The organism is Rhodococcus sp. Leaf233, assembly GCF_001426165.1.
GTDB lineage: Bacteria > Actinomycetota > Actinomycetes > Mycobacteriales > Mycobacteriaceae > Rhodococcoides > Rhodococcoides fascians.
On sequence record NZ_LMRO01000010.1, the window covers coordinates 16,445 to 38,170 of the forward strand.

The 21,726-nt window shown below is 63.7% G+C and carries 21 protein-coding genes and 3 tRNA genes; 14 read left to right on the forward strand and 10 right to left on the reverse strand.

The window, feature by feature from the left end; translation table 11 throughout:
- Positions 1-14: 14 nt before the first annotated feature.
- From glfT1 to ASH04_RS15655, 4 genes are all read right to left on the reverse strand, one after another.
- A complete protein-coding gene (gene glfT1 / locus ASH04_RS15640; RefSeq protein WP_057474002.1) occupies positions 15-929 on the reverse strand; it encodes a galactofuranosyltransferase GlfT1 in 915 nt (304 codons plus the stop codon).
- On the reverse strand, positions 910-1,722 hold the full coding sequence (wzt, locus tag ASH04_RS15645; protein WP_200937339.1) for a galactan export ABC transporter ATP-binding subunit Wzt/RfbE: 813 nt from the start codon (positions 1,720-1,722) through the stop codon (positions 910-912). The genes glfT1 and wzt overlap by 20 nt, the downstream gene beginning before the upstream one ends.
- A 16-nt stretch (positions 1,723-1,738) precedes the next feature.
- Positions 1,739-2,575, reverse strand: coding sequence for a galactan export ABC transporter permease subunit Wzm/RfbD (wzm, locus tag ASH04_RS15650; protein ID WP_167735454.1), 837 nt, complete (start codon positions 2,573-2,575; stop codon positions 1,739-1,741).
- Positions 2,576-2,668: 93 nt separating this feature from the next.
- Positions 2,669-3,250 (reverse strand): bacterial proteasome activator family protein, encoded by a 582-nt coding sequence (locus ASH04_RS15655; RefSeq protein ID WP_057474004.1) that lies wholly within the window; start codon positions 3,248-3,250, stop codon positions 2,669-2,671.
- Positions 3,251-3,425: 175 nt separating this feature from the next.
- Between ASH04_RS15655 and ASH04_RS15660 the strand changes: the two genes are divergently transcribed.
- A complete protein-coding gene (locus ASH04_RS15660) occupies positions 3,426-4,631 on the forward strand; it encodes a cysteine desulfurase-like protein (protein WP_057474005.1) in 1,206 nt (401 codons plus the stop codon).
- 106 nt (positions 4,632-4,737) lie between these two features.
- Here the strand turns inward: ASH04_RS15660 and ASH04_RS15665 are convergent, their stop codons facing one another.
- Positions 4,738-5,727, reverse strand: coding sequence for an NAD(P)H-quinone oxidoreductase (locus ASH04_RS15665; protein ID WP_057474156.1), 990 nt, complete (start codon positions 5,725-5,727; stop codon positions 4,738-4,740).
- A 34-nt stretch (positions 5,728-5,761) separates the two neighbouring features.
- Complete coding sequence (mgrA, locus tag ASH04_RS15670) at positions 5,762-6,796, reverse strand: L-glyceraldehyde 3-phosphate reductase (RefSeq protein ID WP_057474006.1); 1,035 nt, start codon at positions 6,794-6,796, stop codon at positions 5,762-5,764.
- Between the two features lie 77 nt (positions 6,797-6,873).
- On the opposite strand from mgrA, the gene ASH04_RS15675 reads away from it, so the two are divergent.
- The 3 genes from ASH04_RS15675 to ASH04_RS15685 all read left to right on the forward strand — a co-directional run bounded on the left by ASH04_RS15675 (position 6,874) and on the right by ASH04_RS15685 (position 8,460).
- Positions 6,874-7,386, forward strand: a complete 513-nt coding sequence (locus ASH04_RS15675; RefSeq protein ID WP_048319194.1) for a MarR family winged helix-turn-helix transcriptional regulator — start codon at positions 6,874-6,876, stop codon at positions 7,384-7,386.
- Between the two features lie 58 nt (positions 7,387-7,444).
- Positions 7,445-7,534 (forward strand) — tRNA-Ser (locus ASH04_RS15680).
- Between the two features lie 113 nt (positions 7,535-7,647).
- A complete protein-coding gene (locus ASH04_RS15685; protein WP_027494769.1) occupies positions 7,648-8,460 on the forward strand; it encodes a formate/nitrite transporter family protein in 813 nt (270 codons plus the stop codon).
- A gap of 31 nt (positions 8,461-8,491) precedes the next feature.
- Here ASH04_RS15685 and ASH04_RS15690 read toward each other — a convergent pair whose 3' ends face one another.
- Both ASH04_RS15690 and ASH04_RS15695 read right to left on the reverse strand, forming a co-directional pair.
- Entirely contained in the window at positions 8,492-9,400 is a 909-nt protein-coding gene (locus ASH04_RS15690) for an RluA family pseudouridine synthase (RefSeq protein ID WP_235580027.1), read from the reverse strand.
- 78 nt (positions 9,401-9,478) lie between these two features.
- A complete protein-coding gene (locus ASH04_RS15695; RefSeq protein WP_027494767.1) occupies positions 9,479-9,814 on the reverse strand; it encodes an excalibur calcium-binding domain-containing protein in 336 nt (111 codons plus the stop codon).
- A 160-nt stretch (positions 9,815-9,974) separates the two neighbouring features.
- Here ASH04_RS15695 and ASH04_RS15700 point away from each other — a divergent pair, with 160 nt between their 5' ends.
- Together ASH04_RS15700 and ASH04_RS15705 are read left to right on the forward strand one after the other, a co-directional pair.
- Positions 9,975-10,178 carry a DUF3072 domain-containing protein gene (locus ASH04_RS15700; RefSeq protein ID WP_027494766.1) on the forward strand — a complete coding sequence of 68 codons (204 nt, stop codon included), beginning with the start codon at positions 9,975-9,977 and terminating at the stop codon, positions 10,176-10,178.
- A 292-nt stretch (positions 10,179-10,470) separates the two neighbouring features.
- Positions 10,471-11,517, forward strand: a complete 1,047-nt coding sequence (locus ASH04_RS15705; RefSeq protein WP_032366643.1) for an alpha/beta hydrolase — start codon at positions 10,471-10,473, stop codon at positions 11,515-11,517.
- Here ASH04_RS15705 and hisC read toward each other — a convergent pair.
- Positions 11,506-12,561 carry a histidinol-phosphate transaminase gene (gene hisC, locus ASH04_RS15710; RefSeq protein WP_032366642.1) on the reverse strand — a complete coding sequence of 352 codons (1,056 nt, stop codon included), beginning with the start codon at positions 12,559-12,561 and terminating at the stop codon, positions 11,506-11,508. The two genes, ASH04_RS15705 and hisC, sit on opposite strands and share 12 nt — an antisense overlap.
- Before the next feature lie 96 nt (positions 12,562-12,657).
- On the opposite strand from hisC, the gene ASH04_RS15715 reads away from it, so the two are divergent.
- The 3 genes from ASH04_RS15715 (at position 12,658) to ASH04_RS15725 (ending at position 13,763) form a co-directional block, all read left to right on the forward strand.
- Entirely contained in the window at positions 12,658-13,422 is a 765-nt protein-coding gene (locus ASH04_RS15715; RefSeq protein ID WP_032366522.1) for a dienelactone hydrolase family protein, read from the forward strand.
- 123 nt (positions 13,423-13,545) lie between these two features.
- A tRNA-Ser gene (locus ASH04_RS15720) sits at positions 13,546-13,635 on the forward strand.
- 55 nt (positions 13,636-13,690) lie between these two features.
- A tRNA-Arg gene (locus ASH04_RS15725) sits at positions 13,691-13,763 on the forward strand.
- Between the two features lie 339 nt (positions 13,764-14,102).
- Here the strand turns inward: ASH04_RS15725 and ASH04_RS15730 are convergent.
- Positions 14,103-15,338 (reverse strand): MFS transporter, encoded by a 1,236-nt coding sequence (locus tag ASH04_RS15730; RefSeq protein ID WP_057474008.1) that lies wholly within the window; start codon positions 15,336-15,338, stop codon positions 14,103-14,105.
- A gap of 317 nt (positions 15,339-15,655) precedes the next feature.
- On the opposite strand from ASH04_RS15730, the gene ASH04_RS26205 reads away from it, so the two are divergent.
- From ASH04_RS26205 to ASH04_RS15755, 5 genes are read left to right on the forward strand one after another with little or no spacing between them, the layout of a single operon-like run.
- Positions 15,656-16,681: an AfsA-related hotdog domain-containing protein gene (locus ASH04_RS26205; RefSeq protein ID WP_162247542.1), complete on the forward strand. Its 1,026-nt coding sequence runs from the start codon at positions 15,656-15,658 to the stop codon at positions 16,679-16,681.
- Positions 16,678-17,397, forward strand: coding sequence for an HAD-IA family hydrolase (locus ASH04_RS15740; RefSeq protein WP_057474009.1), 720 nt, complete (start codon positions 16,678-16,680; stop codon positions 17,395-17,397). The genes ASH04_RS26205 and ASH04_RS15740 overlap by 4 nt, the downstream gene beginning before the upstream one ends.
- Entirely contained in the window at positions 17,394-18,983 is a 1,590-nt protein-coding gene (locus tag ASH04_RS15745) for an MFS transporter (protein ID WP_156394567.1), read from the forward strand. The genes ASH04_RS15740 and ASH04_RS15745 overlap by 4 nt, the downstream gene beginning before the upstream one ends.
- Positions 18,980-20,218: a cytochrome P450 gene (locus tag ASH04_RS15750; protein WP_057474010.1), complete on the forward strand. Its 1,239-nt coding sequence runs from the start codon at positions 18,980-18,982 to the stop codon at positions 20,216-20,218. Before ASH04_RS15745 ends, ASH04_RS15750 begins: the two co-directional genes overlap by 4 nt.
- Positions 20,219-21,706, forward strand: a complete 1,488-nt coding sequence (locus ASH04_RS15755; RefSeq protein WP_032366517.1) for an FAD-dependent monooxygenase — start codon at positions 20,219-20,221, stop codon at positions 21,704-21,706. It abuts the gene before it with no gap.
- Positions 21,707-21,726 lie beyond the last annotated feature (20 nt).

Genomic DNA, 21,726 nt, shown 5'->3' on the forward strand with positions numbered 1-21,726 from the left:
CGTTCGCAAACACGTCAGGGCTTACGAAAGTGCTCTCGACGGCCGAGTCCGCGCAGCCGGAACCACTCGGCCAGACCGCGAGGATTCCTGGTGGTGATCAGGAAGAACCAGGTGAAGCGAATCCACTCCTGCGGCAACAGCTTTCGCATACCAGGCTGCGACATCAAGTAACCGCGGTTGCGGTAGGTGAAGTACCGCTTGGTCGCATCCTCCGGGTACTGCGTGTGCATCCGGCCACCGAGGATCGGCTTGAACTCCTCGGCCCCGTTCGGGTGCACGTACGCGGCCGTGAGGCACGTTCCGAACTTCAGGCCCGAGCGCTGCAATCGGCGGTGTACTTCCACCTCGTCGCCGCGCACGAACAGCCGCAGATCGGGCACGCCCACCGCATCGATCGTCGAGGCCTTGAACAGGGCACCGTTGAACAACGATGCGATGCCTTCGAGCAGATCGTCGTCAGGATTCTCGGGGTCGATCAACTCCGAGCGAAGACGACGCCACTCGACGCCGCGTCGCAGCGGGAACGCCAGCCGGTCCGGATCCTCGATGTCGCAGACGACGGGGGAGACCTCGTCCAGTCCGTGCGCGAGCGCACAGTCGTAGAGGGTCTCGAGCACCTTCGGGCCCTCGGGGCGGCCGTCGTCGTCGGCGAGAAACACCCAATCCGCACCGAGCGAGAGGGCGTACAGAATGCCGAGGGCAAACCCGCCCGCGCCACCCAGATTGTGCTGCGAGCCGAGGTACGTCGTCGGCAGGGCCGTCGACTCCACCAACTCACGCACAGCCGGCTCGTTCGCATTGTCGACGACGACCAGATGATCGAGCGGACGCGTCTGGGCACCGATGACGTCCAACGACAGAGCCAACAACTCCCGCCGCTTGTGCGTGACGATGACTCCGACAATCTTGTCAGGCACCGGTTTGCCCATCAGGTCCGTCTTCCCGCTCGATCTCTTTCAGGATCTGCGCGACGTGGTCTCCGGCGTCGTCGCCGTCGTATGCCCGCACCACGTCCTCGATGCCGCCCTGCTGGCGAATCTGGCCGTGATCGATCCACATCGCGGTGTCGCACAGCTGAGCCAGGAATTCGTTGGAGTGGCTGGCGAACACCAGGATTCCCGAGCGCTTCACCAACTGCTGCAGTCGGTGCCGGGCCTTCTTCATGAACTCCGCGTCGACGGCACCGATGCCCTCGTCGAGCAGCAGGATCTCCGGGTCGATGCTGGTGACGACGCCCATCGCGACGCGCACCCGCATACCTGTGGAGTAGGTGCGCAGCGGCATGTCGAGGTAGTCGCCGAGTTCGGTGAAGTCGGCGATCTCGTCCATCTTCGCGAGCATCTGCTTGCGCGTCTGGCCGAGGAACAGGCCGCGGATGATGATGTTCTCGTAACCGGAGATCTCCGGGTCCATACCGACGCCCAGATCGAACACCGGCGCGACGCGGCCGCGGATGGTGGCGCTGCCTCGCGTCGGCTCGTAGATGCCCGAGAGCAGCCGCAGCAGCGTCGACTTTCCGGCACCGTTGTGACCCACCAGTCCGACGCGATCGCCGTCCTTCAGGTTCATCGTGATGTTCTTGAGGGCTTCGACGACGACGACGTCGGAGGAGTTCCGGTCGATGGCACCACCGGCTTTGCCGAGAAATGCCTTCTTCAAGGACCGCGTCTTGGCGTCGAAGATCGGGAAGTCGACGCACGCGTCATGGGTATCGATGCTGATGGACAACTGCTGACCCCTAAACCCAGTAGGGCACGCGGGCCCGGTACTTCTTGAGAGCGAGAATGGCCAGCGCCCATCCGACGACGGTGAAGCCGAGCACGATGTACCAGTGGTACGCCTGCTGGTCTTCGCCGATCAGAGGTGCGCGGATGATGTCCAGGTAGTGGAAGAGCGGGTTGATCTCGACGAGCTTGGCGCGATTCGCGGCCTCGCCGCCCATCTGCACGAGTCCCGATGTGGTCCACACGATCGGCGTCATGAAGAACATCAGCGTGACGAAGCTGCCGAGGATCGGGGCGATGTCGCGGTAGCGGGTGGCGATGATGCCGAAGAGGATCGACACCCACACTGCGTTGAGCAGAATCAGGACCAGCGCCGGAATCGCGAAGATCACCGTCCAGTGCAGTCCGCCGGGCGGCCAGAAGATCGCGATGATGATCACGTAGATCAGTAGGTTGTGGCCCAGGAGTAGCAGCTGGCGCCACACCAGGCGATACACGTGCACGCTGAGCGCGCTGGGCAGCTGCTTGATGAGACCCTCGTTGGCGACGAAGACGTCTCCGCCCTCGAGAATCGCGGCACTGATGAGGTTCCAGATGATCAGGCCGACCGTGACATGCGGCAGGAACGAGCGCAGATCGATGTCGAGAAGCACCGAATACAGCAGGCCCATGGCGATGGCCTGAACGCCGGTGGCGATGGTGATCCAGAACGGGCCGATCACCGACCGCCGATAGCGCTGCTTGATGTCCTGCCAGCCGAGATGCAGCCACAATTCACGCTGGTTGAAACCGGTCCGCAGATCGCCGAACGCGCGCCGATAAGTCTGTGAGTCCGAAACCGGAGCAGGCATCTGTTCTCCTGCCTCGCTCTCGGGATCCTTCGCTGGTGCCGACACGACGGTCGACACTACCCGTCTTCGACCGAGGGACTCATGTCGAGCTTGCTACAGATACTGGCCGGTACCGCTCCCGCCGTGGCCGCCGCTCGGTGTGGGCATGACACCGGGAGGCAATGCGCCCTGACGCATTTGCTCGAGCTGGGCCCGTGCGGCCATCTGCTGAGCGAACAGTGCCGTCTGGATGCCGTGGAACAGTCCTTCGAGCCATCCGACGAGCTGAGCCTGGGCGATCCGCAATTCGGCATCGGTGGGGACGACGTCGTCGCCGAACGGCAGCACCAGACGCTCGAGCTCGTCGCGTAGCTCCGGGGCCAAGCCCTGCTCCAGCTCCTGGATGGACGATTTGTGGATTTCCTTGAGCCGATTGCGGCTGGCGTCGTCGAGAGGTGCCGCGCGCACTTCTTCGAGCAGTTGCTTGATCATCGTGCCGATGCGCATCACCTTGGCGGGCTGTTCCACCATCTCCGAGAGGTCCGATCCGTCGGACGACTCCTCGTTGGCCGCCGAGCCGGAAGCGCGGGCTGCAGCAGCGGTGGCTTCTTCGCGGCTCAGTGCGAGTGGCTCTCCGTTGGGGCCGATCACGACGACGTGATCGCCGGGTGCATTGTTCGACTCGGATTGCGTCATGCATCCATCTTTACGCGTCGCCTGCCGTTGCGCGATCGACAGGGGCGATTATCCTGGTTCGGTCGTTCGCAACCGGGGTGTCAGGAGGATCGAAGCGTGCGTTGTCGGCTGCCGTTTCCTGGGGAAACGGGACGTGAAACACACCTCCGGCGGGTCGGCGCTTAGAGTGTCCGGCATGGGGTACGACGTCGCACGGGTCAGAGGGTCCATTCCCTCCCTCGGCGACGGGTGGATTCATTTGGACCCTCAGCTGGGAATGCTGATTCCGGATCGCGTGTCGACGGCCGTGTCCACGGCGTTCCGGCACAGTGCGTCCAATCATTCGGCCGGCAACATCGCCGCCAAGCGGAGTGCTGCTCTGCTCGAATCCGCCCGCGTCGCAATCGCAGATCTGGTCGGTGCCTATCCGTCAGGCGTGGTCATCGGACCGGATCGGGCGACGCTGCTGTCGTGGCTCGCCGATTCTCTGAGCTCTCGGCTCGGGCTGGGAACCGGCTTGGTGCTCACTCGTCTGGACGAGGAAGCCAACGTCGCACCGTGGCTGCGGGTCGCCAGCCGAACCGGCGCACACGTGCGCTGGGCCGAGGTCGAGATCGATACGTGCGAGCTGCCCACGTGGCAGTTCGAGGAACTCATCACCTCCACCACCCGGCTCGTCGCGGTCACGGCGGCGTCGCCGATCGTGGGTAGCGCTCCCGACGTTCGCGTCGCAGCCGATCTGGTCCACGAGGTCGGTGGACTCATCGTCGTCGATGCCGCCGGAGCAGCCCCCTACGCACACGTCGACATCAAGGAACTCGGAGCCGACGTCGTCGCGATCGATGCGGCTGCGTGGGGTGGGCCGTCGGTGGGTGCGCTGATCTTCCGGGATCCGACACTGCTCGACCAGTTGCCGTCGATGTCGCTGAACCCGTCGGCGAAGGGACCCGAGCGGCTCGAGGTCAGTGGTCATCAGTACGCGCTGCTGGCCGGTGTCGTGTCGTCCATCGACTACCTGGCCAACCTCGACGACGCAGCAACGGGCACCCGACGTGAGCGGCTGGAGCTGTCCATCGGGTCGCTGCAGCACTATCAGGATCGGCTCTTCGAGCATCTGATGGCTGCGCTCGCCACCCTCGATCACGTCATGGTGCTCGGCACTGCGCCCACGCGTATCCCGACCGTCAGCTTCACCGTCGACGGTATGCCCGCGGTGAAGGTGTCCGAGCAACTCGCGCAGGCTCGAATCGGCAGCGTCAGCGGGGTCCACGGTGGCAGTCGTCTGCTCGACGCCCTGGGCGTCAACGACGAAGGTGGTGCCGTCACCATCGGACTCGCTCCCTACACCACCCGGTACGAGATCGATCAGCTCGTTAAAGCTCTCGCTGCGCTCGCTCTATGAGAGCGGCTGCGCCGCACGTGCGCGAGGTGCCTCCGGGTCGTTCCGCAGGCTCCACTCCGGCCTCGTAGCCCACTACGAAGTTCCACTCACGACCCTTGGACGCACATCACTGCACGCGCAGGATGACTTTCCCGATCGTCTCGGCGTCGTCGAGCATTCGATGTCCTTGTGCTGCTTCGGTTATCGGGATTTCGGCATGGACGACGGCGGTGACCCGGCCCTCGGAGATCATCGGCCACAGGTGTGCGGTCATGTCGGCGACGATGTCGGCTTTGCTCGACGGTCCGGTCTCGGGGCGTCCCCGCAATCCGGCCGCGTGTACCGAGCCACGCTTGGCGATGAGCTTGCCAAAGTTCAGCTCCCCCTTTACTCCTCCCTGCATTCCGATGGTGACGACCGTGCCGTCCACGGCGAGGGCATCGAGGTTCCGGTCGAGGTACTTCGCGCCCATGTTGTCCAGGATCAGGTCGGCACCGTGATCGTTTGTCTGTGAACGGATTTCGGTGACAAAGTCTTGGTTCTTGTAGTCGATGAGGATGTCGGCACCGAGGTCCGCGCACATGTCCAGCTTGTACTTGGATCCGGCGGTCACGGCGACGGTGACGCCCATCTGTTTCGCGACCTGGATTGCGTGCGTGCCGATTCCGCTACCGCCGCCGTGAATCAGCAGCACCTGCCCCGAACGCATGTGCGCATCCATCACCAAGTTGGACCACACCGTGGACGCAACCTCCGGAAGTGCTGCTGCCACATGGAGATCGAGGCCCGCAGGGATCGGGAACAGCTGGGTGGCAGGCACGGCGACCTGCTCGGCGTACCCGCCACCGGCCAGAAGCGCGCAGACCCTGTCGCCGACGTTCCAGCCGCTGACGCCGTCACCGAGCTCGGAAATGATTCCCGAGCACTCGAGACCGAGGATCTCGCTGGCACCCGGGGGCGGCGGGTAGTTGCCTTGACGCTGCATCAGATCGGCACGGTTGACGGCGGTAGCCGAAACGTCGACGATCACCTGTCCGCGGGCCGGTCGTGGATCGGGAACCTCGGTCCACTCCATGACGTCGGGTTCGCCGAATTCTTTCAGTGTGATTGCACGCATGTATCCATGATGCGCCACCACTGTCGCAGGCGCTTTACAGGTCCCAGAGGTTGATGCCGAAGTCGCCGGCGTGACTGTCGATCTGTTCGAGTTCGGCGTCGGAGAAGTCCAGATTGTCCAGCGCCGCGACGTTGTTCTCGAGCTGCTCGACGCTCGATGCGCCGATCAGTACCGACGTCACTCGCCGGTCGCGCAGCGCCCAACTCAGCGCGAGCTGAGCCAGTGACTGACCGCGGGCCGACGCGATGTCATTCAGCGCGCGAAGGTGCCCGATATGGTCGTCGGTGAGCCAGTCCGGGTTCAGCGACTTGCCCTGTGCTGCGCGCGAATCCGTGGGAATGCCGTCGAGGTACTTGTCGGTGAGCATGCCTTGGGCGAGGGGAGAGAATGCGATGACGCCTGCACCGATCGCGTCGAGTGTGCCCAACAATTCGGGTTCGATCCACCGGTTGACCATCGAGTAGCTGGGCTGATGGATCAGCAACGGAACACCGGCGTCGGCGAGCAGATCCGCCATCTTCTGCGTGCCCTCGGGCTTGTACGAGCTGATACCCGCGTACAGGGCCTTCCCCTGCTGGACAGCGCTGATCAGCGCGCCGGCTGTCTCTTCGATGGGGGTGTCGTGGTCGGGGCGGTGGCTGTAAAAGATGTCGACGTGGTCGAGTCTCATGCGCGTCAACGATTGGTCGAGTGAGGACAAAAGGTACTTGCGGGAGCCGCCGAAGCCGTACGGGCCGGGCCACATGTCCCATCCCGCTTTGCTGGAGATGATCAGTTCGTCGCGGTACCCGGCGAAGTCCTCGGAGAAGATGCGGCCGAAGTTCTTCTCGGCGCTTCCGTACGGCGGACCGTAGTTGTTCGCCAAGTCGAAGTGGTTGATTCCCAGATCGAAGGCGCGACGGAGAATCGCGCGCTGCTTCATCAGTGGAACGTCGTCGCCGAAGTTGTGCCACAGGCCCAGCGACACAGCCGGCAGTACCGGCCCACGCGATCCCACTCGGCGATACGACATGGATTCGTAGCGATCGGCGGCGGCAACGTACGGAGGGTCGATGTAGGGATCTGTCATAACTCGACCCTAGGTCTCATCGGCGAATCGGACCCCGAACCACGGCAAGCTACTCGTGAGTAGATTTCCTGCCTAAGATGACTCGCGTGACGGCCGAATTAGCCATTGGTCCCGGGGGGGACCCGCAGTGGCTCGACACTGCGGAAATGAGAGCTTGGCGTGCCTATGTCGACGGCGGTCAACGATTGATGGAGGTATTGAACAGGGATCTACAGGACAGACACGACCTGTCGATGGCGGAGTACCGCATCCTGGTGATGCTGTCCGAGGCGGACGACGGCTCCATCCGCATGAGCGAGTTGGCCGACGGGGTTCTGTCCTCCCGAAGTCGCCTCACTCACCAGATCAGGCGAATGGAAGTCCAGGACATGGTGCGCCGCAGTACCTGCGCGCACGACGGCCGTGGCGTCCTCGCCGTCATCACCGAGGAAGGTCGACGACGACTGACGGAGGCAGCACCCACGCACGTCCGCAGCGTCCGGCAACATCTGGTCGATCTCCTCACCCCGACCGAACTCGAGGTCCTGGGCGACATCTTCCAGAAGGTGGACGCCGCAATGGACGCATCGGCAACCCGACCTCGACGCTGACAGACCGGCAACGAGGGGCGATTGGGCCGGTGCCGCCCTGGCCGTTAAGATCGCACACGGAAGCGTGGCAGAGCGGCCCAATGCACTCGCCTTGAAAGCGAGAGGCGTGTAAAAGCGTCCGGGGGTTCAAATCCCTCCGCTTCCGCCACATGTTCGTTGTTCGAACCCGGTCCACCCCGAGGGTGGACCGGGTTTGTTCGTTTCCGAAGCAGCGAATTCTCGGCGTGGCATCAATACCGGTTCAGTGGGTACTACCTGCCAATGAGCGAAGAAGCGCGGCGCAACGACGGCGACAACGAGGGGCCTCTGGAAGAGGAGCTCGAGGAGAGTTTCGACGCTGTCGTCACCGAAGGTGGCGAGCGATTGCACCGCACCGTACGCACCGTGCTGATCACCGGACTCTTCGGCGGACTCGAGGTCGCTCTGGGGGTGATGGCGTACCTGGCGGTGCTGGACGAGACCGGCAGTCACCTGCTGGCAGGCCTGGCGTTCGGAATCGGCCTCGTGGCCATCTATCTCGCGCACGGTGAGCTGTTCACCGAGGATTTCCTGATGCCGATCGCAGCGATTGTGGCACGCAACGGCACGCCTGCGCAGCTCGCGAAGTTGTGGGTCGGGACGCTGCTCGCGAATCTGCTCGGCGGTTGGTTCGTGATGTGGTTGATCGCGCACGCGTTTCCGCAGTGGCTCGAAGTGTTGTCCGAGTCGGCGCATCATTTCGTCTACGCACCCTTGGATCTTCAGTCGATCTGCCTCGCTGTTCTCGGTGGCAGCACGATGACACTGCTGACACGCATGCAGCAGGGAACCGAATCCGACGTGGCGCGGATCATCGCTGCCATGGCGGCGGGTTTTCTGTTGGCCGGATTGCAGTTGTTCCACTCGGTCCTCGATTCCCTGCTGATCTTCGGGGCCATCCACGCAGGAGCGGACGTGAGCTACCGCGAGTGGATCGAATGGTTCGGATACACAGTGCTGTTCAACATCATCGGCGGCGTCGTGTTGGTCACGGCGCTGCGCTTGGTGCGCACGAAGGAACTCGTGAAGTCCGAGCGTGACCAGAATTCTGAATAGCCAGCGGAGCCCGGGGTCACGGACCTCTGTTCTACACCCAACGCTCCAGGCTTCGCTGAGTCTCGAAGCGTCGTACAGCTTTCGAGATCGGGTCGATGAATTCGATTGCACTGGCCAGTAATTGGAGTGGAGCCGTGAAATCGTCGACGGCTCGCCCGGATGCCGTCGGGTACAGATCGTCACCCAGGATGGGAATGCCCAACGAGTTCATGTGCAGACGTAGCTGGTGGGTTCGTCCCGTCGACGGTGTCAGTCGGTACCGTCCGATACCCTCGCGGTGTTCCAGAAGTTCGACGACGGTGTGCGCGTTGGGTTCTCCGGCCACCTCGCATGCAGTGAACTGGCCCTTGTCCGAGACGATTCGACTGCGTACCTCGGTAGGCAGAGCGAGGGACGGTTCGTAAGCCGCGATGGCCTCGTACTCCTTGCGGACCTTTCGATCCTGAAACAACGTCTGATACGCCCCGCGGAGGGCAGGGTCGACGACGAACAGCACCAGGCCAGCGGTGACGCGGTCGAGTCGATGAGCGGGCACCAGTTGCGGCAGATCGAGTTCGAGGCGCAGTCGCACCAGCGCGGTCTGCAGAATGTGGCCGCCGCGCGGGATCGTCGGCAGAAAGTGCGGTTTGTCGATCACCAGTACGGCGTCGTCCCGGTGCACGATCGAGATGTCGAAGGGCACAACGGTTTCCGTCGGCAGGTCGCGGTGGAACCAGACAGCGTCGCCGGGGACGTACGGCGCATCAGCGGATACAGGCCCGCCCATGTCGACGACCTCACCCGCAGCGAGCATCTCGTCGATGCGTTCCGGCGAGATCCGTTGCTCGGTCGCCGTCAAGAACTCGCGGACGGTGGGCCATGAGCCGTCCTCGGGCATTCGGACGCGTGCGGGGTCGAGGCCGTAGCGCTTCGCCAGGGGCGGTTGCTGGCGTCGTCTCACCGACCGAGCGTATCCGTCCGCCGAGATCGCACTTGTGCAGACAATCGACAGCGATTCACCTACACAAGTGCGAACTCGCTACTCGCAGCCGATGCCGTCGTTGTCGCGGTCGAGGTGGGGGCCGTAGCCGTACTCGTCGCGATAGACCGGTGCAGCTCCGGCGTCGCGGGCGGCGTCGCAGTTCTGGTACTGGAACCCACCGTTGGGCCGAGGTGCGGGAGCGGGCGCACCCTGAGGTGCGGGCGGGGGAGCGAAAGCAGGCGGCGGCGGAAGGATGCAGAACTGAGCCGAGCCGGCACCGCACAGGAAATCGGTGATCGGATCCGCCGAAGCGAGGGCGGGGGTGGTGACCATGGCTGCCGCAGCGATCGCGCTTCCGATGCCGATTCTGACCAGCAGGTTCTTCGTCTTCATGTTGCTCCAATTCGAGGGGGTGCGATGGAGCTTCCTCGCCGGATCCTTGAACTGTCAACGAAGTCATTCGCGCGACCGACAGCCGTGCTGAGCAGGGCGGCGCCGTAATGCGCAGGGTCGACGCGTTTGGAAACCGTCACGAGGGCGTATTTACGAACGTATGAGCGAAAACGAGCAGGTCAACCAGAACCCCGAGAAGGATCCCGACGACTGGGTCACCGGCGACGAGCCGATGACCGGTCCGCAGAAGAGCTACCTGAGCACCCTCGCGCAGGAAGCAGGGGAGGAAGTTCCCGACGACCTGAACAAGGCGCAGGCGTCGGAAATGATCGACAAGTTGCAGGGCGAAACCGGCCGCGGTTGAGCGCGCTCCGTCAGAAGTCCACTCGATGTGACATCGACCCCCGAAAAGTCCACCGAATGTCACATTGAGTGCCTTCTGAAGGACCTCCCGACGGCAGCATCCGACCAGGTAGACCGTTATTTCTTCGGTACATGTAACAAAGGATTACGCAGACTTTTGTACCCGGGATTTCGCGGCTACTGTGAGCGGACCCACAGCCCTCGGCGTGTCTGCGTTGCGGTGGGTACGTTGTGGAACGGATGTTGTTTGTGTTGCGCCCGCGAGGGTGCGCCTGGGGAGGATGGCAGATCAGATGCACCGTCGTGTGTTGGCAGTAGCGGGGGCTGCGCTGGCTGTGTCCTTGCTGTCGTCGGGTATCGCCGGAGCGCAGCCGCTTCCGGGTACCGGCAGCGCCGATGGGGGCGGGGCGGCACCCGGCATACAGGCGCAGTCGTCGCCGACGGCAGCGGCTCGTATCGACCGCGTCGACATGTTGACTCCGCGTCGTGCGGCCGTGTGGGTCGATTCGCCGGCCATGGGTCGGGCGATCCAGGTGCAGGTTCTTCTTCCGGCCGCGCAGGCCGTGTCCCGTCCGACGCTCTACATGCTCGACGGCGTCAGTGCCGGCAAGGAATCCGATTACAAGGAAAGCACCTGGACGCAGAAGACCGACATCGTCGATTTCTTCGCGGACAAGCCGGTCAATGTGGTGTTGCCGGTCGGTGGATCGAGTAGCTACTACACCGACTGGAATGTTCCCGACCCCGTCCTGGGCGTCAACAACTGGGAGACGTTCCTGACGGCGGAGTTGCCACCGCTGATCGACGCGCGGTTCTCCGGTAACGGCACCAATGCCATCGGCGGTGTGTCGATGGGTGCCCAGGCCGCGATGGATCTCATCACGCGCCACCCCGATCTCTACACCGGAGTAGCCGGTTTGAGCGGGTGCTACGACAACTCGCAGAACAACCTCAAGGACGCCGTGCGCGCCACGGTCGCCACCAACGGCGGCAATGCCACCAACATGTGGGGCGAGAACGCCGACGCGAAATGGATCGAACACGATCCGTCACGCAACGCAGAAGCATTGCGCGGCAAGGACGTCTACGTGTCCGTCGGGACCGGCCTACCCGGCCCGCACGAGCTGGGCCCCGGCGGCGGTGGAGTGCAGGAGGCTGCGATGGGCGGACCGCTCGAAGCTGCAGCGCTGTACTGCACCACGCTCTTCGACACACGCCTGCGCTCGCTCCACATACCGGCCACCTTCACCTACCGCCCGTACGGCATTCATCAGTGGCCGTACTGGCAGGACGATCTTCGTGAATCCTGGCCGACGCTCGAGCGCGCGCTAGGACTGTAGAGCGAACTTCAGAAACGCGTCGTTCTCGTGCGGGTCGCCGATGGTGACCCGCACTCCGTCGTTTCCGTAGGAACGCAACAGCACGCCCTGTTCGGCTGCGCCCGAGGCGAATTCACCCGAACGCTCGCCCAGCGGCAGCCAGATGAAGTTGGACTGGGATACGCCCACGTCGTAGCCACCCGAGACCAGGGCGTCGCGCACTCGATCACGTTCGGCGATCAGCGCATCGGTCCGGGCCAGTAATTCGGCCGAGGCTTCGAGCGACGCCAGAGCCGCCTGCTGAGCAATGGTGCTGACGGCGAACGCAATTCGAACCTTCGACAGTGCCGTGATCACCTCGGGATCGGCCACCGCGTAGCCCACTCGCAGACCCGCGAGGCCGTACGCCTTCGAGAACGTCCGCAGCACGATCACGTTGCGCCGACCGCGAGCGATCTCCACCCCATCGGTGTGATTGCCTGCCGCGTCGGGCCGGGTGTACTCGAAGTAGGCCTCGTCGAGGACGACGAGGACATTGGGCGGCACCGCGTCGAGAAAGGCCACGAGCTTGTCGCGCTGAACGACGGTTCCGCTCGGGTTGTTCGGGTTGCAGACGAAGATGAGTCGGGTGCGCTCGGTGATGGCGTCGAGCATCGCGTCGAGATCGTGCACGTGGTCCGAGGTCAGCGGCACCTGAACGGGCGTCGCTCCCGTCACCCGGACGATGATCGGATAGGCCTCGAACGAGCGCCACGCGAAGATCACCTCGTCACCGGGGCCACAGGTGATCTGGACGACCTCCTGGCACAACGCGACCGAGCCGTTTCCGGCGGCCACGTTCTCCGGGGCAACTCCGTGCTTCTTCGCCAACGACTCGACGAGCGCCGTCGCGCGGATGTCGGGGTAGCGATTGACGCCGCCGGCCGCTTCCGCGATGGCCTCACGGACACTCGGCAGAGGGCCCTGTGTCGTTTCGTTACTCGCCAGCTTGATCGCACCGGGAAAGCTGCGGCCGGGTACGTAAGCGGGGATGGCGTCGAGGTCGGGGCGGATGTGCACGGTCACGTCAGTCATTATGCGCCGACCCTGTCGGTAAGCGACTTCTGCCTGTCCGCGTCAAAGCTGTGCAGGACGGCCGGAATCGTCCTATCTTCGTACAGTATGTCGGGAATTTTCAGCGACTTCGCAGTCCTTCGGTCCGCCCCCGCGCCCACAGTCGGCGCGGACGACGAGGTGGATACGGCCGCATCGAAACCCGTCTCGCAGGAGAAAGTGCCGCTGACGGCCGTCGAGCCCGATGGGTCGCCGCGCGGCGGGATCGTCGTGTTGCACGAGGCCAGGGAGATTCCCGAGTCGCTGAAAGATCTCCTGCGCGCCCTCGCGTTGGAAGGGTGGCTGGCGGTAGCGCCGGACCTGTTCCATCGAGGGCACGGCGACGACAAGGAAGTGTTCGGCGACGACCTCTTCGCCGATTTCGACGCCACCTCCGACTGGCTCGTCCAGCGCGGGGTGTACTCCGATTGCATCGGCGTCATCGGATTCGACGATGCCGGAACGGCCGCGTTGATCGTGGCTACCAGCCGTCCGGTCGGAGCGGCGGTCAGTGTCGCCGCAGCAGGGATCGTGGAGCCGCTCAATTCGGACGCCATCGCATTGGTCGACGCCGCGCCCAAGCTGCAGGCGCCGTGGCTCGGCCTCTACGGCGAGAACGACCCCCACACCCCACCCGAACACATCGAAGCCCTTCGCGATGCCGCCACGCGCGCCTCAGTGGCCACGAACGTCGTCAGCTACTCCGGTGTGGAGCATCGCGCCGATCATCCTCGGGAACAGCCGGGCAGCAGCGACGACACCGACCCCGCCGAGGCCGCTCTCGTCGATGCGCAGACGCGCATCTTCGACTGGTTCGACAGCTTCATGCGTTGACGAGCAACAAGCATCTTTTACGCGAACGCCGCGCGAACCTGGGGCGTCGACCAGCCGTTTTGCCTTCTGGCCTCAGCCGTGTGTAATCTCTTTCCTCGGCGGTCCGAGAGGGCCGGCAGCCTAGGAGGCGTGCCAGAGCGGCCGAATGGGAGTCACTGCTAATGACTTGACCCTTCACCGGGTCCGGAGGTTCAAATCCTCTCGCCTCCGCCACGCTGATCCGCAAGGATCGGCACGTCGGTTCTTCGGAACCGACACAACTGAACATGCGCCCGTAGCTCAACGGATAGAGCACTTGACTACGGATCAAGAGGTTAGGGGTTCGAATCCCTTCGGGCGCACAGGAAAAAAGCCCCTGATCTGCGAACATTCGCAGGTCAGGGGCTTTTTGTATGTGCTGGATGTGCCTGCAACTCAACACGAACGACCTGCACTGCGTCGAAAGTATCGAGTGATGTGGACTCGTGTGAACGTTGGTGGCCGATCGATGGATTGCTCCGTGTGGGTGCGCTTTGCCTCGGCACGAGATTTTAAAGCCCAGAGGCGTTCATACGTTCCCGGCGAACTCTGAGCGGACACATGACATCGGAACAAAAGTTTTGACGACGAAGTACTGCTCGACCGGCAGCGTCGAAGCGCGATCGAAAACTTGGTCCAGATGTTGCTGCCATAAGTTGCTTTCAGCGTCGCAGCCCGATTGACCGATGGTCGACCACGATTGCTGTGCCTGCCGTGATGAGACACGTCGCCGCGGCGTACCACGCGAAGACTGTGTAGTTCGATGAGAACGTCTCGCGCAGGCTCGGTGCCGTCCCACCGATCAATGCAACGGCAATGGCATAGGGCAGGCCGTTGCCCACCCCGCGCGCCGATCGCGGAAATAGCGCGCTGATAACCGCGGGCAATGCCGCACACAGTCCCGCCAAGGCCACCGTCGCCAGCGACGTGCCTACCAAGTACGTCGCCAGTGTCGCCGACGGCCGGGTCAGATACAGCACGGGCAGAGCGAACACGGCATTAATGACCGCGGAGGCGGCGTACAGCTCGGTGCGGGGTCGGTGCCGCATCAGCACTCCGGCGCAAATAACCAGTCCAGCGAAACCAACCGTCTGCCCGAGAGATATTGCGACCATGGTCGATTCGCGAACGCCCAGATGCGTGACCGCATAGGGAACGGTGCCGGCGACCCAAATGTTGTAAGACAGCGTGGTTCCCACGGTGAGCGCACAGACTGCCGCCATCCGAGCCAGTATCGCCGAACCCCGGAGGTTCGGCGCAGTGCTCACCTCTTCAGATCGTGATCGAGCGGCGTCTGTGCCATGGGTTGCGGCTATTGCCAGCAGCGCACCTGCCACCGCCCCGGCCACATAGGGAATTCGCCAGCCCCACACGGACATCTGCTCATGACCGAGCAAGGCAATCGTCAGCAGGGTGACCGTCAGCGACACCACTTTTCCACACGCGGCCATCGTGTAGATCAACGCCGACGGGTCCAGTCTCCCTCCGACAGAATGCATCTCGTACATGTGTGCATTGACCACCGCGGCCTGTCCGCCGTGTGCGGCACCCAGAATCACACGGAAGATCAACAACAACACCGGAGCTGCCCAGGCCACTCCGTCTATCGCGGGCGTGAAGGCCATTCCGGTAGTCGCGCCGACCCCGATCCACAAAGAGGCTACGAATGCCGTTGTGCGGCTACGCCGGTCGGCGATACTCCCGACAATGTAAGCCCCCATGGGACGAGAGACGAACCCGGCGGCAAAGATTGCGAGGCCTACAGTCATCCCGGTTTCGTCGTCACCGAACAGCTCGCGGGTCATATAGGGGAGCAGCGTAAGGAACGTCACCCAGTCGTAGCCCTCCACGGCCATCCCCGCCGCGACAACGGCAACCGGTCGTCGGTTCGGAGTCATCGGACCACTATGCGGGCCGAGTATGGAATCGACACGCCAGCAACACATGATGTGCGCCACTGCGAAGGCGTGTGCAACAAGTCACTCGTCAACAAGTGGTGTGACTTCACGCGCACTCGGTTCTCGGGCGCGACGGAACTCGTTGCGCGCGCTAAACTACTGCCAGTCCGAACAGAGTCGCTTGAGAGCCCCTTGCTTACAAGCCCGAGACCTGCCGGATCGCTTGAGACAAATCGCAGACGTGATCGGTGCCCGTGCGGTGCCCAGCAATACCTCGCGTCTGTGTTTCCGTCCGAACCTTCAGCAAGGGGCTCACCGTGACATCTACTCTTTACCCCCCACTTTCACATTCGACTCTGGTCCCGCGCGAACACGTGCACCGCGACGCATTGTCGGAGGTCTATCTCACCGACATCATCTGCGATCGGTACCCCAACTTTCGCGTCGGTATTCATCTTCCGAAGTCGCACAGCTACTACAGCGATCACGTAGGGCCCGCCGCCGGCCGATTCGACCCGTTGCTCGTCCTGGAGTGCTTTCGGCAGGCGTCGATCTTGATCGCCCATCGCCACGTGGGAGTCGAGTTCGACCAGTCCTTCATTTTCAATGCCGGTTCCTTCACCGTTGTTTCGGATGATGCGATGACGGTGACGCCCGCCCCTGGCAACGGTGAGCTGAGTGCGGTGATCGTCGGCGAGAAGGTCCGCGACACCACGATCATCGGCATCACACTCGACATGACGGTCACACTTGCCGGGACGACCGCGGTCACCATGACCATGTCGATTCAGTGGATGCCGAAATCTGTCTGGTCTCGGGTCCGAGCATCGGGACGGGCAAAGCTGGGACTGGCCGAATATCGCAGCGGCATAAGCCCTTTGCCCGGGCGTCACCCCCACCCGCTGGTCGGTGCGCATGAGCCGGAAGCCCTCGGCCGTAGCTTGGGTCGCAATGTTGTCGTCGGTGCTGCACGCCACGTATCGGGCGGCGTCGACATCGATGTACTCGTCGACCAGCATCACCCGAGTCTGTTCGACCACCCGCTCGATCACATCCCCGGAGCGGTCCTCTTCGAAGCGGTACGCCAGGCTGGGATCATCGGTGCCGACGAGTACTTCGGACTCAGTGCACGACGGCTCCGAATACGTTCTCTGTCAGCGACATTCATCCGATTCGGCGAGCTCGACCTCCCGACCGATGCGCTTGTCCGGCCGCAGACCGACACCTGCGACCAGAGTGTCGGTTTCGACATCGACATCACGCAGGAAGGCGTAGTCATCGCCTCCTGTGAAGTGCTCTTCGATCGGTCGCACGCATCCAGCCATGTGGCGGTCGCACGATGACCGCCTCAGCGCACGTCGGGACCGTCCCGCCGGTATCCGCCGCGTCGCGATACACGACGGTTTTCCTGGACTTCGGTGGCGTGCTCTCGCCCCCCATCGAAGACCTGTTCGTCGATTACGAACGCAAGACAGGTATCAGCCCAGCCGATCTCAAAGCAGCGATGGCGGGCGTCGCCGACGGTCTCGGCGTCGAGGTGCTCGCCCCCGTCGAACTCGGCCTGCTGACCGAGGCCGAGTGGGTGAGTCGCATGCACCGATGGCTCACATCCCGAGGGATCGACGTCTCGCGGGCGGAGAACGACTTCGGTCGACAGTGGTTCGCAGGCCACCAGGTCAACACGACGATGCGCGACCTGGTCTACGAGCTGAAGGCGCAGGGCTACCGAGTCGGGATTCTCACCAACAACGTCCGCGAGTGGGAGGCCCACTGGCGCCCGATGGTCGGACTCGACGACGACGTCGACGCGATCGTCGACTCCTACGACGTCGGGTGTCGCAAACCGGAGCCGGAGATCTTCGCGATCTCCGAGGCCCGGATCGGGGCAGCCCCTGGAACCGCCATTCTCATCGACGATCTCGAATCGAACTGTGCCTCCGCACGCAGATCCGGTTGGGGAGCAGTCCGCTTCGTCGACAACGACCAAACCCTCGCCGACCTCGCTGCGCTCCTACGCGAAGACCTCGGTGATATCGAAGACAAGGAGACCAGCGCATGATCGCACCCGCATCGTCCTCGACAGTCACATCGTCGGCCAAACCCAACCTTCTCCTGGCGGCCATCCTGCTCGGCGTCGTCGTCGTACCCACCGGTGTGTCCGGAACCGGTGTGGCGTTACCGCACATCGCGGCCGATCTCGGCTCCGATCCGGCACTGCTGCAGTGGGTCGTCAACGGTTTCAATCTCACTTTCGCAGTGTTCAGCTTGGTCGCTGGATCCATCGCCGATCATCTCGGCCGCCGCCGCGGCCTGGTCCTGGGCGGCGCGCTGTTCGCCGGTGCGGCGGTCCTCAGCGCTGTTGCACCGTCGTTACTGCTGCTCGATGTCGGTCGAGCGCTCGCCGGCATCGGGGCCGCGATCATCTTTGCCTGCTCAGGAGCACTGTTGGCCATCACCTTCGACGGTGCTGCTGCGGCGCGCGCGTTCGCGCTGTTCGGCACCGCCGCAGGAGTGGGACTCGGTCTCGGGCCGACGATCTCCTCGACCGCCATCGCCGTGGTGGGGTGGTCAGGCATTTTTTGGTTCAACGCCGTCGTCATCGCTGTATCGACAGCCTTGGTCATCGCGTCGAAGGTGCACGACACGCCTGCCCAGTCCACCGGCAGGCTGGACTACCCCGGCGCGGTCGCCTTCGCCGCGTCACTCACGTTGGTGATTGCAGCTGTGGTGCAGTCGGATTCGTGGGGATGGCACTCGCCTGCGACACTCGGCACCTTGATCGCCGGGGTGGCACTGTTCGCGGCGTTCATCCGGATCGAACTCACCACCGCTCACCCGTTGCTCGACCTGACGCTGCTGCGATCATCCCGGCTCGTCGGTCTGCTCGCCGTCCCCGTCGCCGGCGCAGTCGGCTTCGTCACGCTGCTCACCTATTACCCGACGTTCCTGTCCACGGTATGGCAGCTGGGCACTGGGGCCGTAGGTCTGGTGATGCTGATCATGACCGTGCCGGTCATCGTCGGCCCGCTCATCGCCGGTGCCATGCACACCCGTGGCATACCGGTGTGGATCATCCTCGGCGGCAGCGTCTTGTTGTTCGTCGCAGGTGCGGCCGTACTCACTCTGGTCGGTACCGAGCAGAACATCGGCACCATCATCGTCCCGTTCCTGTTGCTCGGCCTGGGGTTCGGGTTGGGCGTCGGGCTGGTGGACGGTCAGGCGATCGGATCGGTGCCTGCCGACAAGTCGGGCATGGTGTCAGGTCTGGTGTCCACGGTGCGGCTGGGTAGTGAGGCCGTCGTCGTGGCGGTGTTTGCAAGCGCGCTGACTGCGGGCGTCGGTGGTCAGGTCCGCGACCGCCTGCCGGCCGCCCTGGGATCCGGCGAGCGGGAGAGCATCGTCGACAAGGTCGTCACCGGGGAGATCGGAGGTATCGACAGCTCCGTGGACACCGGTCTGCTGCGAGCCGCGTTCGCCGACGGGTTCACTCCGTTGCTCTGGGTGCTCGCCGCCTTGTCTCTTGTCCTCGCCGTGACCGTCACACTCCTGCTGCGCCGCCCCGTCGATGCTCCGACGACACCTACCGCGGCAGATCCGGTCCTCGATGCCGATACCGCTCTCGATCGCGAGGAGATCCAGCAATGACCCAGACCATCCATCGCCCCGACGGCACATCGACAAACCCTCTGGTGACCGACATTCCGAATCTCGACACCCCGCCGCCGTACGTCCGGGAACTCGCCAGTGACGATGGGCACCAGAGAATAGAGCTACCCAGTGGACACAGTGCGATCTGCCTGACGTCCTACGAGGACGTCAGGACGTTGATGCTCGACCGGACCGCCAGCCGCACGCTCTGCAACGTCGATGGCGGTCCGTCGTTCATGCCCACCAACTGGGCACCCGAGGTTCTCATCAATCTCGACGCCCCGGTGCACGGTGTGGTGAGGGAGTTCGTGTCTCACGAGTTCAGTGCCCGCGCCATCGCGGGACTCGAACCCACCATCCTCGCCCTCACCGATGCTGCGTTGGACACGCTCGACGCGATGGCCGATCCCGACGTCATAGCTCAGGTCTTCCGTGTCGTGCCGGCGCAGATGGTGTGCACTCTGCTCGGCATCTCGCTCGACCATGCGCCGTGGATGAACGAGCTCGGTCGACGAATTCAGCTCGCTCGTCGCGACGAGATACCTCTCATCGTCGACTCGTGGGTCGAGCTGTACGGCTGGGTCCAGAAACTCGTTGCCGACGACACCGAACACGACGACACCGGACTGCTCGCCACCTACAAGCGGCGGGCCCGGCAACCGGAATTCGCCGCCATCGACGACACCCTCATCAGCGGGACCGTGATGGGAATCGTCCTCGGAGGGGACAACAACGTCGCGACGATGCTCGCGAAAACGCTGTATGCCGCACTGGCGCATCGGGATCTGTATTCACAAGTTGTCGACGATCCTTCCCTCGTATCTGACTTGGTGGAAGAGATCATGCGGCTCATGCCGCTCGGAACGCCGGGGTCGTTCCCGCGTGAATTGACCCGTTCTCTCCAAACCACGGCCGGTCGGCTTCCGATCGGGGCGATCGTCTACCCACACATCAACGCGGCCAATCGCGATCCGGCGGTGTTCGATGCACCGTTGGAGATCCGGCTGGATCGCCCGCGTGGTCGGCATCTGCAATACGGGTATGGCATGCATCGGTGCATGGGGTCGGCGCTGGCGCAGACCGAGTTGATCGCGATACTCACCCGGGTCGTCACGCGCTACCCGGACCTGTCCCTGCGTGTGGATCCGTCGAATGTGGAATGGGATCTAGGAACCGGACTGCGGCGACCTGCCGTCCTGCCGGTGGATCTCGGTGCGAGAGGAATTGTGTAGATGTACGACGTGATCGTGGTCGGCGGCGGGCCGGTGGGGATGCTCATTGCCAACGAGCTGGCGCTGCACGACATTTCGGCGGTGGTATTGGAGAGTCGCGATGCCGTGAACGAGTACCCCAAGGCCGGGACTTATCACGCGCGCGCTATCGCGACCCTTGCGCGCAGACAGGTCGTCGCCGTCCCACGCCGGACCAACGATCACACGACCATCTCTTCGGAGCTGTTCCAGTTCGCTGGATACCCGTGGCTGACGCTGCGGTCGCGAACCATCGACGGGCCGGTCATGATGGGCATTGCTCAGGCCGAACTCGAGCGCGCGATCGCAGCGAAGGCCGAAACGCATGGCGCACAGGTGATCCGAGGCATCACGGTCACCTCCGTGCAACAGTCCGCCGACCAGGCACTCGTCATTGCACATGACGCTGATGGCACCGAGCAGCGGTACGCAGCGCGCTACGTGGTCGGTGCCGACGGCGGCCGCAGCACGGTACTGCGTTCGGGTGAGTTCACGACAACCGAATACGCGCCGACGATGCGCGCGATCCTGGGCCTCGCGCAGTTGCCGCACCCCGAGCATCTCCGTGGAGGATGGAACCGCACCGACGCCGGATGGACGCTGCTCAACCTGAACCGCTACGGACACAGCCGGATCATTGTGTTCGAGTTCGACGGTCCAGCCGCCGACCGGCATGCACCGGTCACACCGGAGGAGTTCGGAGCCGCCATCGACCGCGTGGTCGGGTCGCACGTCGAGCTCGAATCGCCGCACTACCTCAACAGGTTCAGTGACTTCAGCCGGATCGTGCACAACTACCGAGACGGTCGACTGTTCCTGGTCGGAGACGCTGCCCATATCCATTACCCACTCGGTGGGCAGGGCCTCAACACCGGAATCTCCGACGCGGTCAACCTCGGATGGAAGCTTGCCGCTGTGGTGACCGGTGCCGCAGACGACGCCCTGCTCGACAGCTACTCCACCGAACGTCAACCTGTCGGGCAGTGGGTCATCGACAACACTCGTCTTCAGTCGGCGATCATGAATCCAGATCCTGCACAGGACCCACTGCGTCGAATGGTCTCGCAGATGTTGTGCCACAAAGATACTCACGATTGGTTGGGCGACAAGATCAACGGTCACTCCCTGCGCCACGATATCCCTGGACTGTCGGAAAACGAGCTCGACGGGTCGTTCCTGCCCGACCACGAAATCGACGTCGACGGCACACGGACGACCGTGTCGGAGCTTCTCGCCCGCGGCCGAATCGTGATACTTGTCGGTGCGCAAGCACGTTCGGCTCTCGAGGAGACGGCAGCCCTCCCGTTCGCCGACGCAGTCGTCGCCCAGGGATTGCCCGAGCTCTACCCAGAGATCGTCGTCGTCCGACCGGACGGATACGTCGCGTGGGCCGGCGATAGTTCGCAGATCACACTGATGCGCAAGGTTCTGGAGGGCCATTTCGCGCTGCGCTGGATGCAGGAGCACTGATATCGTTGCCGCCCATTGCC

Bases quoted from the DNA above. Each gene is read 5' to 3' on its own strand.
- glfT1 (WP_057474002.1), bottom strand. From the start codon at position 929: ATGGGCAAACCGGTGCCTGACAAGATTGTCGGAGTCATCGTCACGCAC.
- wzm (WP_167735454.1), bottom strand. From the start codon at position 2,575: ATGCCTGCTCCGGTTTCGGACTCACAGACTTATCGGCGCGCGTTCGGC.
- ASH04_RS15655 (WP_057474004.1), bottom strand. From the start codon at position 3,250: ATGACGCAATCCGAGTCGAACAATGCACCCGGCGATCACGTCGTCGTG.
- ASH04_RS15660 (WP_057474005.1), top strand. From the start codon at position 3,426: ATGGGGTACGACGTCGCACGGGTCAGAGGGTCCATTCCCTCCCTCGGC.
- ASH04_RS15665 (WP_057474156.1), bottom strand. From the start codon at position 5,727: ATGCGTGCAATCACACTGAAAGAATTCGGCGAACCCGACGTCATGGAG.
- mgrA (WP_057474006.1), bottom strand. From the start codon at position 6,796: ATGACAGATCCCTACATCGACCCTCCGTACGTTGCCGCCGCCGATCGC.
- ASH04_RS15675 (WP_048319194.1), top strand. From the start codon at position 6,874: ATGACTCGCGTGACGGCCGAATTAGCCATTGGTCCCGGGGGGGACCCG.
- ASH04_RS15685 (WP_027494769.1), top strand. From the start codon at position 7,648: ATGAGCGAAGAAGCGCGGCGCAACGACGGCGACAACGAGGGGCCTCTG.
- ASH04_RS15695 (WP_027494767.1), bottom strand. From the start codon at position 9,814: ATGAAGACGAAGAACCTGCTGGTCAGAATCGGCATCGGAAGCGCGATC.
- ASH04_RS15700 (WP_027494766.1), top strand. From the start codon at position 9,975: ATGAGCGAAAACGAGCAGGTCAACCAGAACCCCGAGAAGGATCCCGAC.
- ASH04_RS15705 (WP_032366643.1), top strand. From the start codon at position 10,471: ATGCACCGTCGTGTGTTGGCAGTAGCGGGGGCTGCGCTGGCTGTGTCC.
- ASH04_RS15715 (WP_032366522.1), top strand. From the start codon at position 12,658: ATGTCGGGAATTTTCAGCGACTTCGCAGTCCTTCGGTCCGCCCCCGCG.
- ASH04_RS15730 (WP_057474008.1), bottom strand. From the start codon at position 15,338: ATGACTCCGAACCGACGACCGGTTGCCGTTGTCGCGGCGGGGATGGCC.
- ASH04_RS15740 (WP_057474009.1), top strand. From the start codon at position 16,678: ATGACCGCCTCAGCGCACGTCGGGACCGTCCCGCCGGTATCCGCCGCG.
- ASH04_RS15745 (WP_156394567.1), top strand. From the start codon at position 17,394: ATGATCGCACCCGCATCGTCCTCGACAGTCACATCGTCGGCCAAACCC.
- ASH04_RS15750 (WP_057474010.1), top strand. From the start codon at position 18,980: ATGACCCAGACCATCCATCGCCCCGACGGCACATCGACAAACCCTCTG.
- ASH04_RS15755 (WP_032366517.1), top strand. From the start codon at position 20,219: ATGTACGACGTGATCGTGGTCGGCGGCGGGCCGGTGGGGATGCTCATT.